Raw genomic sequence first — 14,237 nt, 5'->3', positions numbered from 1 at the left:
ACGCCAAGGGTTATTCGTCACTCTGAAAAATAAACTTCAAAAAAGCGTCAAAGTGCTTTTTCCTGTCATGGTTTTTGGAGTATCAAGAAGTCAGACCGCCGAAACCTGCAACACAGGTGGCGTCTTCCAAGACCCAGATTGTGTGCAGTTCACCTGAAAATCCTCGCGGGTGAATTCGGTGGCTACCTCGAGGCGCAGCACTGTCACGGTATTGCGTCGAATGGCCCCCACATAGGTGACCGAGTATGGATGACCACGGACGTAGCCTTTCCTCCAACCAGCCAATCCTCTATGTACTCGATACCAACGTATTGATCCACGATCCAAACGCACTCCTGAACTTCGAAGAACACCACGTTGCCATCCCGATGACCGTGCTTGAGGAGCTGGACAAGCTCAAGAGCGGGCACCACAGCGTTGCGGCCGAATGCAGGCAGGCGATCCGCCTGATCGACAAGACCCTGGGCGATGCCTCCCCTGAGGATGTAGAACTTGGCGTGCCGATCCAGCGTGGCAAAAGTGGTCCCAAGGGCCTGCTTTCGATTCTGATGAGCAAGCGCACCGAACCCAACCTGGTGCTGCCTGAACACCTGAACGACAACATCATCATCAACCAGTTGATCGACCTGCACGCGCGCACCAAGGACCAGGCCGTGGTGCTGGTGACCAAAGACATCAACATGCGCCTCAAGGCCCGCGCCTGCGGGATCGCGGCGGAGGACTACAGCACCGACCAACTGGTCGACGACGTCTCGCTGTTGCCCAACGGCTACCACACCATGACCGGTTCTTTCTGGGACCGTGTGAGCAAGGTCGAGACTCGCCAGGACCATGGTCGCACCTGGCACCAGGTGCAACTGATCGACAACCTGCCGGCCGTGCACATCAACGAATTCATCATCGACGAACAAGGATTCGTCGGCTGGATCAAGGAAATCCAGGTCGACAAGCTGCTGATCCTCGACCTGCACCAGGAACCTTTGCTGCACCAGGAAGCCTGGGGTCTCAAGCCTCGTGACATCTACCAGAGCCTGGCCCTGTTCGCCTTGCTCGACCCGGATATCCACCTGGTCAACCTGTCCGGCGCCGCCGGTTCCGGCAAGACCATCCTGGCCCTGGCCGCCGCCATCGAGCAGACCATGGTCAGCAAACGCTACCGGCGCATCATCGCCACCCGCAGCGTGCAGGGCCTGGACCAGGAAATCGGTTTCCTGCCCGGCACCGAAGCGGAGAAAATGGAGCCGTGGCTGGGGGCGATCACCGACAACCTCGAAGCCTTGCACATGGATGACGAAAGCACCCATGGCAGCGTCGACTACATCCTCAGCAAAGTGCCGTTGCAGTTCAAATCCCTCAACTACATTCGCGGGCGCAGCTTCCAGCAGAGCCTGATCCTGATCGACGAATGCCAGAACCTGACCCCGCACCAGATGAAAACCATCATCACCCGTGCCGGTGCCGGTTCCAAAGTGGTGTGCCTGGGTAACCTGGCGCAGATCGACACCCCTTACCTGTCTGCGACCAGCTCCGGGCTGACCTACCTGACCGAACGCTTCAAGGACTTCCCCAACGGGGTCCACATCACCCTGCAGGGCGTACCGCGCTCGATCCTGGCCGAATACGCCGAATCCCATCTGTAACCCCAGGCAAACCGGGCGACCTCAAGGTCGCCCGGTTTTTTACCCTGTCACCATAAGCGCCTGTGGGAGCGAGCCTGCTCGCGATGACGGTGTGCCAGCCACATATTTTTATCTGATAAACCGCCATCGCGAGCAGGCTCGCTCCCACAAAGGGATCTACGGTGTTCAGCAAATTACAGGCCGCCGTGGGTGCGACAATCAACCCTGCCGGAATCTGACCCACAGGTTTACAATCGACACTCCCGATCAGGAGTAACCCTGTGCTGACTCATCTCGATTCCCAAGGTCGCGCCAACATGGTCGACGTGACCGACAAGGCCGTGACGTTCCGTGAAGCCACGGCTGAAGCCTTTGTGCGCATGTTGCCCGATACCCTGCAGATGATCGTCAGCGGCGGCCATCCCAAGGGCGATGTGTTTGCCGTTGCGCGCATTGCCGGTATTCAAGCGGCGAAAAAAACCAGCGATCTGATCCCGCTCTGCCATCCGCTGATGCTCACCAGCGTCAAGGTCGAGCTCAATGCCGAGGGTGAGGACCGCGTTCGCATCGTTGCCCGTTGCAAACTGTCGGGGCAGACCGGTGTGGAGATGGAAGCACTGACCGCCGCCAGCGTTGCCGCGCTGACCATCTACGACATGTGCAAGGCCGTGGATCGCGGCATGACCATCGAAGGTGTGCGGGTGCTGGAGAAACTCGGCGGCAAGAGCGGCCACTTCCAGGCGGATGCCTCATGAAAATCAACGTGAAGTTCTTTGCCCGTTACCGTGAAGCGCTTGGCGTGGATTCGGTAAAGGTGGAAGGTGATTTTGCCACGGTCGACGATGTGCGCGTGTTGCTCGCCCAGCGTGACGGTGCCGAGGTGCTGAAGGAACAAAACCTGATGTGCGCGCGCAACGAGGACCTGTGCCAGCTCGACGAGCCGCTGCTGGACGGTGACGAAGTGGCGTTCTTCCCCACCGTGACCGGAGGCTGAGCCATGGCGATTCGTGTGCAGGCCGATCCGTTCGACCCGGGCGCCGAAGTCAACGCGATGCACGCGGCCAATGTCGGCGTGGGGGCGGTGGTGAGTTTTGTCGGCTACGTGCGTGATTTCAATGACGGCCTCGATGTGTCCGGGATGTTCCTGGAGCACTATCCGGGCATGACTGAAAAAGCCCTGGGCAAGATCGCCACCGAGGCCGAGCAGCGCTGGCCGCTGCTCAAGCTGGAGGTGCTGCACCGCATCGGTGCCCTGGAGCCGGGCGAGCCGATCGTCTTCGTCGCGGCCGCCAGTGCCCATCGCCAGGCGGCATTCGACGCCTGCGCCTTCGTCATGGACTACCTCAAGACTCGAGCGCCGTTCTGGAAAAAGGAAAACACTGTCGACGGCCCGCGCTGGGTGGAAGGGCGCGACAGTGATCATGCGGCGGCGGATCGCTGGAAGCAGTAGGCAGCCTGTCAGTCGTTTGGAGGCTGTGAGTCCGCCTTCGCGAGCAAGCCCGCTCCCACAGGGAATCTGTGTCGTACACAATATTTGTGCTCAACGCAGGGCCTCTGTGGGAGCGGGCTTGCTCGCGAGGGGGCTATCAGCCTTCCATCATTTTCCCGCTTTCCCCAATTGACGATATGTACATTAAAGTCCAGTATGGATTTATAAGTACAAATAGTCGCATCCACCTTTCTCTGCCAAACCAACAACAACCCGCGAGAGATCGATCATGAAAAAATTCCCCCTCATCACCGGCCTGGCCTTGAGCCTGCTGGCCTCCAGCAGTCTGTTCGCCGCCGAGAAAACCTTGCGCATCGGCATCGAGGCGGCTTATCCGCCGTTTGCTTCCAAGACCTCGGAAGGGAAGATCGAGGGTTTCGACTACGACATCGGCAATGCCCTGTGCGTGCAGATGCAGGTCAAGTGCGAATGGGTCGAGGGTGAGTTCGACGGGCTGATTCCGTCGCTGAAGGTGAAGAAGATCGACCTGGCGCTGTCGTCCATGACCATCACCGAAGAGCGCAAGAAATCGGTGGATTTCACTCACAAGTACTACTTCACCTCATCGCGGCTGGTGATGAAGGAAGGGGCGGTGGTCGATGACCAATACGCCAGCCTCAAGGGCAAGACCGTGGGCGTGCAGCGGGCTACCACCACTGACCGTTATGCCACCGAAGTCCTCGAACCCAAGGGTGTGATCGTCAAGCGCTACAGCAATAACGAAGAAATCTACATGGACCTGGCGTCCGGTCGCCTGGACGCGATTTTCGCCGACACCATCCCGCTGGAAGACTTCCTGTCTATGCCCCGTGGCAAGGGCTACGCGTTTGTCGGGCCGGAGCTCAAGGACCCGAAATACGTCGGCGAAGGCGCGGGTATCGCAGTGCGCAAAGGCAATACCCAACTGGTGGCGGACTTGAACAAGGCCATCGATGGGATTCGGGCCAACGGGGAGTATCAGAAGATCCAGGCCAAGTATTTCAAGTCAGACATCTACGGCGACTGATACATCGCCTTCGCGAGCAGGCTCGCTCCCACATTGGATCTCATTGAACACAAATAGCGTGTTTGATACAGACCCCTTGTGGGAGCGAGCCTGCTCGCGATGAGGCCAGGCCTGGCGACAAAAAACCTCAGCCCTTCAACTCTTTCAAATGCTTGTAAACCGTCGCCCGCCCCATGTTCAGCACATTGGCCACATAGTTGGAAGCGCTCTTGCCCTTGAACGCGCCTTCGGCATGCAGCGCCAGCACCAGCTCGCGTTTGTGGTCGCGGGTCAGCAGGTTCAGGCTCAGTTGCCGTTCGCGCATCCAGGCGTGCAGGAAGGTGTTGATCCGCTCCTGCCAGTCATCTCGAAACAGTGAGTCCGGCTGCGGGATCAATTTCCCCGGCGACAGGAACAGGTCCAATGCGGCCTTGGCATTCTCGAACAGCGAAATATTCAGGTTGATGCACAGCACCGCCAGCGGATGCCCATTGGTGTCACGCAGTACGCTGCTGAGGCTGCGAATCTTCTGCCCGTCCCAGTTCAGTTTTTCGTAGGGCCCGATGTTACGTTCGCTGACGTCCTCGCTGAGCATGTCCTCCAGGGACGAATCGTCGCCAATCTCGCGCTTGGACAGGTTGTTGGCGATGTAGTCGACTTTCTGAGTGCGCAGGTCGTGCAGCACCACTTCGGCGTGGGGGTAGAACAGCGTGGCGATGGCGTCGGCGATGGTGCGGAAGTTTTCCAGCGCCGGATCGGGTTGCGAGGCGGTCATGACAGGGCTCCAGGCAGCGTCAGCGCCCCGTGAGACAGGGGCGCGGGGGAGTGTGCCGCAATCGTGGCGATGCGTCACCTGAGTGGGTTCACTCCAAGCGCTTGGGGGAGAGCATGGCGCTGCTCAGGCCGAAACGGGTCAGCGCCTCGGGCAGCGGTTCGCCACGCACCAGCGCCGCGCTGGCCTGGCCCATCGCCGGGGAGGTCTGGATGCCGTAGCCACCCTGGGCCGCGACCCAGAACAGCCCGGGCACCTGTGGATCGAAACCGGACAACAGGTCGCCGTCGTGAACGAAACTGCGCAACCCGGCCCAGGTCCGGGTCGGACGGCGGATGGTCAGGGTGGTGGCTTCTTCGATCTGGTAGATGCCCATGGCGATGTCCAGCTCTTCAGGCTGTACATCATGGGGCTCCACCGGATCGGCGTTGGCCGGCGAACCAAGGAACATCCCGGCGTCGGGCTTCATGTAGAAGGATTCGTCCAGGCTCACCAGCATTGGCCAGTCATGAATATCCACGCCCTCGGGCCCGGCAAAGATGAAGGCCGCGCGCCGCTTGGGTTGCAGCCCTAGCTTCCGGGCGCCGGCCATTTCGGCCACCTGGTCGGCCCAGGCGCCAGCGGCGTTGATCAGTACCGGCGCGCTGAAGGTCTGGCCGGCGGTTTTCACCTGCCACAATCCCTGGTCGTCGCGGCTCAGGCCCAGCACTTCGCTGTCGGTGTGCACTTGGCCGCCGCTGCGACGAATACCGCGCAAGTAGCCCTGATGCAGCGCATCGGTGTCGATGTCGCAGGCCGTGGGGTCGTAGATTGCCCCGTGGACCTTGTCCCGCCGCAGGATTGGCAGCCGTACGCAGGCTTCTTCGGCGCTGAGCAGTTGCATCTGCGGCACCGTGGCCTTGGCGCTGAGGTACTGGTTGTTCAGCTCGGTCGGGTCACCGGTGAAGTCCACGGTCATTTCGCCCCGTGGGGTCAGCAATGGATGCTCGCAGAAGCCGCTCGGCGGGGCGTCGAAAAAATCCCGACTGGCCTGGGTCAGCGCCCGCACCTGAGGGGTGCCGTAGGCGGCGCTGTACAGCGCCGCCGAGCGTCCGGTGGAGTGGTAGGCCGGATGGGACTCGCGTTCGAGCACGATGACCCGGCCGTGGGGCGCCAGCCAGTAACCGGTGGAGGCACCGGCAATGCCGCCGCCGATGATGATGAAATCTGCTGAGGTCATGTAGCTCTCCTGTCGAGCAACGGTGCCGGGCGTTCGTAGGAACCTGTGGAAGCGAGCCTGCTCGCGATAGCGGTGTGTCAGCCACCTATATTTATCTGATACACCGCCATCGCGAGCAGGCTCGCTCCCACAAGGGAAACTGGGGGGTGTCAGTTGTGAAGTCGGTAAAGCGCATTCGCCAACGCAACGTCTTCCAACCCCAGACCAATGGAACGGAAGAACACGTGGCGTTGATAATCGGGACGGGCCACGTAGTCGCTGAGCAGTTCGGGCAAGTCGCCGACGATTTTCGAAACATCCCAGCCGAACTGTTCGCTGGCTATCAGCATTTCACCGGCTGAACCTGGGGTGGTCTGACGATAATCGCAGAACACATCCATATCGTTGAGGCTCTGCGGCGGCACTTCGTGGGCGCGCGGAGCGTTGGTGCTGATGGAGGTGATCAGTGCCGGTTTGCTCAGGGTCTGTGGGTCGAGTACTGCCTTGGCGGACGAGGTGCAGAGCATCACCACGTCGGCGTCATGCAGCGCCGCTTCAAGGCTGTCAGCGATGTGCAGGCGTGGGTCCAGCTTGGTGATCGGCGCGAGCTCTTGTGCCGTTTTGCCCTTCAGGCTCGGTGAATAGAGACTGATGCCTTGCCAGTCCCGCAGGTCCTTGACGTATTGCACGTGGGCCCGGGCCACCGCACCGCTACCGATGACCGCCAGACGCCTGGCCCTGGGAGGAGCGAGGGCATCGACGGCGACAGCCGTGGTGGCGGCGGTGCGAGCGGTGGTCAACTCGGCGGCGTCGCACAGCAGCAGCGGCTGGCCGGTCTGCATCGACATCAACAAGGTCCACGCGGTTACCAATGGGCCTTGCTCGCGCACGATATAGGGCGAGGTCTTGACCCCGTAGACCTGCTCTTCGGCCAGCACGCCCAGGTAGTTGATGAAGTCCCCGGCACCCTGGGGAAACACCACCAGTTGCTGGGGCGGCTGCACCGCTTGCCCGACGGCGAGATCGCGGAACAGCTTGCGCAGGATCTGCGGCACATCGACTTGCCCGAGCAGTTCTTGGGCCTGGGCTTGAGTCATCACATAGGGCGTGCTGGGCATGGGGCCTCCGGAGTGCTTTTGTAAACTAATTTGTCTATTATGGACTTTTAGTTTTATCGAGCAATATCCCGGGCAAAAAAAAGCGCAGCCTGTCTTGGCTGCGCTGATCGTTCCCAAGCTCTGCGTGGGAATGCCTCAATGGACGCTCTGCGTCCGTCTCGATGCTAAGGTCGCTTGCGCTCTACCGGCCGCAACAAGTGGGTCGGTGGCATTTCACAACTGATCTTGCGACCCAACAACGCCTCGATCGACGGCAACTGATAAGAATCATCCTCCCCCGCGAAGCTGATCGATACACCCGCAGCCCCGGCACGGCCAGTACGCCCGATCCGGTGCACATAGTCATCCGGCACTTCCGGCAGGGTGAAGTTGATCACATGGCTGATCCCGTCGATGTGAATCCCACGGCCTGCCACGTCAGTAGCCACCAGCACACGAATCTTGCCCTCGCGGAAACCTTCCAGTGTCTTGATACGCTTGTGCTGCGGCACATCGCCCGACAGTTGCGCGGCGTTGACGCCATCGCGCACCAGGCGTTCTTCGATGCGGCGTACTTCGTCCTTGCGGTTGGCGAAGACCATCACCCGTTCCCAGCCATTGTCGTTGACCAGGTTGTAGAGCAGCTTGTACTTGTCGGCCCCGGCGACGGCGTAGATGTGTTGCTCGACGTTTTCGCTGGCGACGTTCTCGGCTTCGATCTCGACGATGGCCGGGTCGGTGGTCCACTGCTTGGCCAGGTTCATCACATCTTCGGTGAAGGTGGCGGAAAACAGCAGGGTCTGGCGTTCGCTTTTCGGTGGGGTCTGGCGAATGATCTGGCGCACTTGGGGAATGAAGCCCATGTCGAGCATGCGGTCGGCTTCGTCCAGCACCATCACTTCGACCATGTCCAGATGCACGTCGCCGCGCTGGTTGAAGTCCAGCAGGCGGCCCGGCGTGGCGACCAGGATGTCGCAGTGGCGGGCTTCGAGGTGCTTGAGCTGTTTGTCGAAGTCCATGCCGCCCACGAACGTCATGACGTTCAGGCCGGTGTACTTGGTCAGGTCGGCGGCGTCCTTGGCGATCTGCACCACCAGCTCGCGGGTCGGGGCGATGATCAGCGCCCGTGGCTCGCCCATGTAGCGTTCCTTGGGCGGTGGGGTCTGGAGCAGTTGGGTGATGATGGAGATCAGGAACGCGGCGGTCTTGCCGGTGCCGGTCTGGGCGCGGCCGATGGCGTCTTTGCCGGCGAGGGTGTAGCCGAGCACTTGCGCCTGGATCGGCGTGCAGTACGGGAAGCCCAGGTCCTGGATGGCATGCATCAGTTCCGGGGCAAGCTTGAAATCGTGGAAGCGGGTCTTGCCTTCCTGGGGTTCTACGACGAAGTCTTCGAGTTTCCAGGCGACGACCGGCGGTTTTGGTGCGCGTTCGCGGCGTGGCTTGGGGGCTTCGCTACGTGGTTTTTCCGGTTCAGGGGCGCTGACAGGTTGGGCGGCGGGCTCTTTTTTGGCCTGTGCAACAGGGGCGGCGCGGCGCGGTTGTTGCGCATCGGTACGGCTCGGGCCTTGGGTCGGCGCAGTGGAGCCAGGCGCGAGTTGCTCGGCCTCGCTTTTACCGAACATCTTCTTGAGTGCTTTGAGCACGGTCATCTCATCGATTGGTTAAGGAATGTACGCCGGCCAGTGTAATGCAAGAAACGGGCGCGGCGTAGTGTGATGATCAATGCGTTGACCTGGCAATCAGGCCTTCAGCGCAACCGCTCGGCCAGCCAGGTGCCGATGTCGCGGATCTCCTCGGGTAACACTTCGTGGCCCATTGGGTATTCCTGCCATGTCACGGTGACACCATGCTGCTTCAAATACTCTTTCGCGGTGCGGCCCATCGGGTTGAGTACCACTTCGTCGTATTGCCCGTGCAGCGCCAGGACCGGAATGCGTTGCTGGCTGGCCGACAATTGCAGCTCGTCGCTGAAGGTCGGTGCATAAGTAGACAGCGCGATCACGCCGCCCAGTGGGCCTTCCCATTTCACGAAGGCGGTGTGATAGACCACCGCGCCGCCCTGGGAGAAACCCGCCAGGAAAATCCGCGAGGCGTCTATTCCGCTGGCTCGCTGGCTGTCGATCAAGTCAATGACCCGTTGTGCCGAGGCTTCGAGTTGCTGCTCGTCAATGGCCCGCGCCGGGCTCAGGGCTCGGATGTCGTACCAACTGGGCATCTCATAGCCGCCGTTGATCGTTACTGGTTGGGTCGGGGCCTGGGGCAGAACGAAACGTGTGGTGAGCAGTTTTTGCTGCAGCATTTCGGCAACCGGCAGGAAATCAAAACGATCGGCGCCCAGGCCGTGGAGCCAGATTACGCACGCGTCGGCAGTGCTGCTGGGCTCGAGAATCAAGGGGTCGGACATGGCTGTGCTCCAAATCTGTGCGGGTGCGCTTAATCAGTGCGTGATTACAGTGCGTTCCCGGTGCCTCAGTTAATTAGATGTCGCAAAGTTGAAAGTTTTTGTCTTGACGTGTTTTACAAGGGCTAAGCGCAGCGGTCTGGTACGGGCTTTGCTATGGGGTAGCTGAGTGATGATTCTCACGCTACGCGGTAACACTATCAGTTAGACGCGCCGCATGGGATATCGGAAATCCGGTGATGGATGTTCGCCAATAGCCGCTACGGGGCTTCGCGAACGTGAAGGGCTACAGCCCGTTCGGCCGATTGGTGAGAAGTGGGCATGAACACTGATTGTGGACGTTCTCATTAATAGACTCATAGCGAAGGTCCAGACGTCGGTTGACCCTAAAAAAAGCCAACAAGGGTCGGCAATGCCTCAAAAGGGTGCGACAGGACCCAAGCTCCGACACAACAAGAGCAAAACTGGAGGTTTGAATGAAGTTACTGAAATCCACCCTGGCTGTCGTGACTGCCGCAGCTGTGCTCGGTGTCAGCGGGTTCGCTCAGGCGGGTGCAACCCTGGATGCCGTGCAGAAGAAAGGCTTTGTGCAGTGCGGTGTGAGTGATGGCCTGCCGGGTTTCTCGGTGCCTGATTCGACCGGCAAGATCGTTGGTATCGACGCTGACTTCTGCCGCGCCGTTGCCGCTGCGGTATTTGGCGATGCGACCAAGGTCAAGTTCAGCCAGTTGAACGCCAAGGAGCGCTTCACCGCGCTGCAATCGGGCGAAATCGACATGCTCTCGCGCAACTCCACCATGACCAGTTCCCGTGACGCGGGCATGGGCCTGAAATTCCCAGGCTTCATCACCTACTACGATGGCATCGGCTTCCTGGCCAACAACAAGCTGGGCGTCAAGAGCGCCAAGGAACTGGACGGTGCAACTATCTGCATCCAGGCCGGTACCACCACCGAGCTGAACGTTTCCGACTACTTCCGCGCCAACGGCCTGAAGTACACCCCGATCACGTTCGACACCTCCGATGAAAGCGCCAAGTCGCTGGAATCCGGTCGTTGCGACGTGCTGACCTCCGACAAGTCCCAGCTGTTCGCCCAGCGCAGCAAGCTGGCTTCGCCGAAGGACTACGTGGTTCTGCCGGAAACCATTTCCAAGGAACCCCTGGGCCCGGTCGTACGTAACGGTGACGACGAGTGGCTGGCCATCGTGCGCTGGACTGGCTACGCCCTGCTCAACGCGGAAGAAGCCGGCGTAACTTCGAAAAACGTCGAAGCTGAAGCCAAGTCCACCAAGAACCCTGACGTCGCTCGTATGCTGGGCGCCGACGGTGAGTACGGCAAGGACCTGAAACTGCCGAAAGACTGGGTCGTGCAGATCGTCAAGCAAGTCGGCAACTACGGTGAAATGTTCGAGCGCAACCTCGGCAAGAGCACTCCGCTGGAAATCGACCGCGGCCTGAACGCTCTGTGGAACGCTGGCGGCATTCAATACGCACCACCAGTGCGCTGATGGTTCTATCACCCGGTGGGCCAACCACCGGGTGATGTTCTGTTCCATTCTTTGCGGGGCACTTCATGCAAAATTCAATCGGCGCACCTAAGCAGAGGCTCAGCCTCAGCGATCCACGAGTGCGTGCGTGGGTATTTCAGATCGTCACGGTCGTGGCGGTTATTTCGCTGGGCTGGTTTCTGTTCGATAACACGCAGACCAACCTCGCGCACCGGGGCATCACCTCCGGTTTCGGCTTCCTGGAACGCAGTGCCGGGTTCGGCATTGCCCAACACCTGATCGACTACACCGAAGCGGACAGCTATGCCCGTGTCTTTGTCATCGGCTTGCTCAACACGCTGCTGGTGACGTTCATCGGCGTGATCCTGGCGACCATCCTCGGCTTCATCATCGGCGTGGCGCGGCTGTCGCCGAACTGGATCATCGCCAAGCTGGCGACCGTTTATGTGGAGGTTTTCCGCAACATCCCGCCGCTGCTGCAAATCCTGTTCTGGTACTTTGCCGTGTTCCTGAGCATGCCGGGACCGCGGGCCGCCCATAACTTCGGCGACACCTTCTTCGTCAGCAGCCGGGGCCTGAACATGCCCGCCGCGCTAGTGGCCGAAGGGTTCTGGCCGTTTGTGATCAGCATCGTACTGGCGATTGTCGCCATCGTGCTGATGACTCGCTGGGCCAACAAGCGTTTCGAGGCGACCGGTGAACCGTTCCATAAATTCTGGGTCGGCCTGGCGTTGTTCCTGGTGATCCCAGCCTTGAGCGCGCTGCTCTTTGGTGCGCCGGTGCATTGGGAAATGCCGGAGCTCAAGGGCTTCAACTTCGTCGGCGGTTGGGTGCTGATTCCCGAACTGCTGGCCTTGACCCTGGCCTTGACCGTGTACACCGCGGCGTTCATCGCCGAGATCGTGCGTTCGGGCATCAAGTCGGTCAGCCACGGCCAGACCGAAGCGGCCCGTTCCCTGGGGTTGCGCAACGGTCCGACCTTGCGCAAGGTGATCATCCCGCAAGCCCTGCGCGTGATCATTCCGCCGTTGACCAGCCAATACCTGAACCTGGCGAAAAACTCGTCCCTGGCCGCCGGTATCGGTTACCCGGAAATGGTTTCGCTGTTTGCCGGCACGGTGTTGAACCAGACCGGCCAGGCCATTGAGGTGATCGCGATCACCATGAGTGTGTACCTGGCGATCAGTATCAGCATTTCCCTGCTGATGAACTGGTACAACAAGCGCATTGCGCTGATCGAGCGGTGAGGAAACGCGCATGACGACTCATACTTTCAAACCTGACATGCCCCCGCCGGGCAGCAGCATCGGCGTGGTGGCGTGGATGCGCGCCAACATGTTCTCCAGCTGGATCAACACGCTGCTGACGTTGTTTGCGTTCTACCTGATCTACCTGATCGTTCCACCGCTGTTGCAGTGGGCGATCCTCGATGCCAACTGGGTCGGTACTACCCGCGCCGACTGCACCAAGGAAGGCGCCTGCTGGGTGTTCATCCAGCAGCGTTTCGGTCAGTTCATGTACGGCTACTACCCGGCGGATCTGCGCTGGCGCGTAGACCTGACCGTGTGGCTGGCGGTCATCGGCGTGGCACCACTGTTCATCTCGCGCTTCCCGCGCAAGGCGATCTATGGCCTGAGCTTCCTGGTGCTGTACCCGATCATTGCCTGGTGCCTGTTGCACGGTGGCGTGTTCGGCCTGGACGCCGTGGCGACCAGCCAGTGGGGCGGCCTGATGCTGACCCTGGTGATCGCCACCGTGGGTATCGTCGGCGCACTGCCGCTGGGTATTGTCCTGGCCTTGGGCCGGCGCTCGAACATGCCGGCGATTCGTGTGGTCTGCGTGACCTTCATCGAGTTCTGGCGCGGCGTGCCGTTGATCACGGTGCTGTTCATGTCCTCGGTGATGCTGCCGCTGTTCCTGCCCGAAGGCATGAACTTCGACAAGCTGCTGCGGGCGCTGATCGGGGTGATCCTGTTCCAGTCGGCCTACATTGCCGAAGTGGTGCGTGGTGGCCTGCAAGCCATTCCCAAGGGGCAATACGAAGCGGCCGCGGCGATGGGCCTGGGCTACTGGCGCAGCATGGGCCTGGTGATTTTGCCGCAAGCCCTGAAGCTGGTGATCCCGGGTATCGTCAACACCTTCATTGCGTTGTTCAAGGACACGAGCCTGGTGATCATCATCGGCCTGTTCGACCTGCTCAACAGCGTGAAACAAGCTGCCGCCGACCCGAAATGGCTGGGCATGGCCACTGAAGGCTATGTGTTCGCCGCCCTGGTGTTCTGGATTTTCTGTTTTGGTATGTCCCGCTATTCCATGCATTTGGAACGCAAGCTGGACACTGGCCACAAGCGTTAGGAGTTGACTCATGAGTGAAGCGATCAAACAGCCTGTGAGCCCTGAAGGCATTATTCAGATGCAGGGCGTAAACAAGTGGTACGGCCAGTTCCACGTGTTGAAAGACATCAACCTGAACGTCAAGCAGGGCGAGCGTATCGTGCTGTGCGGCCCGTCGGGCTCCGGCAAGTCCACCACCATCCGCTGCCTCAACCGCCTGGAAGAGCACCAGCAGGGTCGCATTGTGGTCGACGGCGTGGAACTGACCAACGATCTCAAGCAGATCGAAGCGATCCGCCGTGAAGTCGGCATGGTGTTCCAGCACTTCAACCTGTTCCCGCACCTGACCATCCTGCAGAACTGCACCCTGGCGCCAATGTGGGTACGCAAGATGCCCAAGCGCAAGGCCGAGGAAATCGCCATGCACTACCTGGAGCGCGTACGCATTCCAGAGCAGGCGCACAAGTACCCGGGCCAGCTCTCCGGCGGTCAGCAACAGCGTGTGGCCATTGCCCGTGCCCTGTGCATGAAGCCGAAAATCATGCTGTTCGACGAGCCGACCTCGGCCCTCGACCCGGAGATGGTGAAAGAGGTACTGGACACCATGATCGGCCTGGCAGAAGACGGCATGACCATGCTCTGCGTGACCCACGAAATGGGCTTCGCCCGCACCGTGGCCAACCGCGTGATCTTCATGGACAAGGGTGAAATCGTCGAACAGGCCGCGCCGAACGACTTCTTCGACAACCCGCAGAACGACCGCACCAAGCTGTTCCTGAGCCAGATCCTGCATTGACCCAGCCTTAGGCAGCGAAATGAACCCGGACTTGTCCG

At 60.4% G+C, this 14,237-nt stretch carries 14 protein-coding genes; 9 read left to right on the top strand and 5 right to left on the bottom strand.

Annotation, left to right across the window (positions count from 1 at the left end):
• The first annotated feature begins 245 nt into the window (after positions 1–245).
• The 5 genes from DTP52_RS19305 to DTP52_RS19285 all read left to right on the top strand — a co-directional run bounded on the left by DTP52_RS19305 (position 246) and on the right by DTP52_RS19285 (position 4,114).
• On the top strand, positions 246–1,640 hold the full coding sequence (locus DTP52_RS19305) for a PhoH family protein (RefSeq protein ID WP_109754781.1): 1,395 nt from the start codon (positions 246–248) through the stop codon (positions 1,638–1,640).
• Between the two features lie 260 nt (positions 1,641–1,900).
• Positions 1,901–2,374 (top strand): cyclic pyranopterin monophosphate synthase MoaC, encoded by a 474-nt coding sequence (gene moaC / locus DTP52_RS19300; protein ID WP_030139643.1) that lies wholly within the window; start codon positions 1,901–1,903, stop codon positions 2,372–2,374.
• The gene (locus tag DTP52_RS19295) at positions 2,371–2,613 is read left to right on the top strand and encodes a MoaD/ThiS family protein (RefSeq protein WP_109754780.1); all 243 of its coding nucleotides are present in this window, start codon (positions 2,371–2,373) and stop codon (positions 2,611–2,613) included. Before moaC ends, DTP52_RS19295 begins: the two co-directional genes overlap by 4 nt.
• A gap of 3 nt (positions 2,614–2,616) precedes the next feature.
• The gene (gene moaE / locus DTP52_RS19290; RefSeq protein WP_109754779.1) at positions 2,617–3,069 is read left to right on the top strand and encodes a molybdopterin synthase catalytic subunit MoaE; all 453 of its coding nucleotides are present in this window, start codon (positions 2,617–2,619) and stop codon (positions 3,067–3,069) included.
• A 268-nt stretch (positions 3,070–3,337) separates the two neighbouring features.
• Positions 3,338–4,114 carry an ABC transporter substrate-binding protein gene (locus DTP52_RS19285; protein ID WP_109754778.1) on the top strand — a complete coding sequence of 259 codons (777 nt, stop codon included), beginning with the start codon at positions 3,338–3,340 and terminating at the stop codon, positions 4,112–4,114.
• 127 nt (positions 4,115–4,241) lie between these two features.
• On the opposite strand, the gene DTP52_RS19280 is transcribed toward DTP52_RS19285, so the two are convergent.
• The 5 genes from DTP52_RS19280 to DTP52_RS19260 all read right to left on the bottom strand — a co-directional run bounded on the left by DTP52_RS19280 (position 4,242) and on the right by DTP52_RS19260 (position 9,564).
• Positions 4,242–4,868 (bottom strand): transcriptional regulator, encoded by a 627-nt coding sequence (locus DTP52_RS19280; RefSeq protein WP_109754777.1) that lies wholly within the window; start codon positions 4,866–4,868, stop codon positions 4,242–4,244.
• An 88-nt stretch (positions 4,869–4,956) separates the two neighbouring features.
• Complete coding sequence (locus tag DTP52_RS19275; RefSeq protein WP_109754776.1) at positions 4,957–6,084, bottom strand: FAD-binding oxidoreductase; 1,128 nt, start codon at positions 6,082–6,084, stop codon at positions 4,957–4,959.
• 149 nt (positions 6,085–6,233) lie between these two features.
• A complete protein-coding gene (locus DTP52_RS19270; protein ID WP_109754775.1) occupies positions 6,234–7,181 on the bottom strand; it encodes an ornithine cyclodeaminase family protein in 948 nt (315 codons plus the stop codon).
• A 164-nt stretch (positions 7,182–7,345) separates the two neighbouring features.
• Positions 7,346–8,809, bottom strand: a complete 1,464-nt coding sequence (gene rhlB / locus DTP52_RS19265) for an ATP-dependent RNA helicase RhlB (protein WP_109754774.1) — start codon at positions 8,807–8,809, stop codon at positions 7,346–7,348.
• 98 nt (positions 8,810–8,907) lie between these two features.
• Complete coding sequence (locus tag DTP52_RS19260) at positions 8,908–9,564, bottom strand: alpha/beta hydrolase (RefSeq protein WP_109754773.1); 657 nt, start codon at positions 9,562–9,564, stop codon at positions 8,908–8,910.
• A 473-nt stretch (positions 9,565–10,037) separates the two neighbouring features.
• Here DTP52_RS19260 and DTP52_RS19255 point away from each other — a divergent pair, with 473 nt between their 5' ends.
• From DTP52_RS19255 to DTP52_RS19240, 4 genes are all read left to right on the top strand, one after another.
• Positions 10,038–11,069 (top strand): amino acid ABC transporter substrate-binding protein, encoded by a 1,032-nt coding sequence (locus tag DTP52_RS19255; protein WP_060740792.1) that lies wholly within the window; start codon positions 10,038–10,040, stop codon positions 11,067–11,069.
• Between the two features lie 65 nt (positions 11,070–11,134).
• Positions 11,135–12,316, top strand: a complete 1,182-nt coding sequence (locus DTP52_RS19250) for an amino acid ABC transporter permease (protein ID WP_109754772.1) — start codon at positions 11,135–11,137, stop codon at positions 12,314–12,316.
• Positions 12,317–12,326: 10 nt separating this feature from the next.
• On the top strand, positions 12,327–13,424 hold the full coding sequence (locus DTP52_RS19245) for an amino acid ABC transporter permease (RefSeq protein ID WP_109754771.1): 1,098 nt from the start codon (positions 12,327–12,329) through the stop codon (positions 13,422–13,424).
• A gap of 10 nt (positions 13,425–13,434) precedes the next feature.
• On the top strand, positions 13,435–14,199 hold the full coding sequence (locus DTP52_RS19240; protein WP_003178331.1) for an amino acid ABC transporter ATP-binding protein: 765 nt from the start codon (positions 13,435–13,437) through the stop codon (positions 14,197–14,199).
• The last annotated feature ends 38 nt before the right edge of the window (positions 14,200–14,237 follow it).

This window comes from Pseudomonas sp. 43mfcvi1.1 (assembly GCF_900115935.1).
Classification (GTDB): domain Bacteria; phylum Pseudomonadota; class Gammaproteobacteria; order Pseudomonadales; family Pseudomonadaceae; genus Aquipseudomonas; species Aquipseudomonas bijieensis.
Note: the sequence above shows the minus strand (reverse complement) of the source record. Positions and strands in the feature narration are given on the sequence as shown.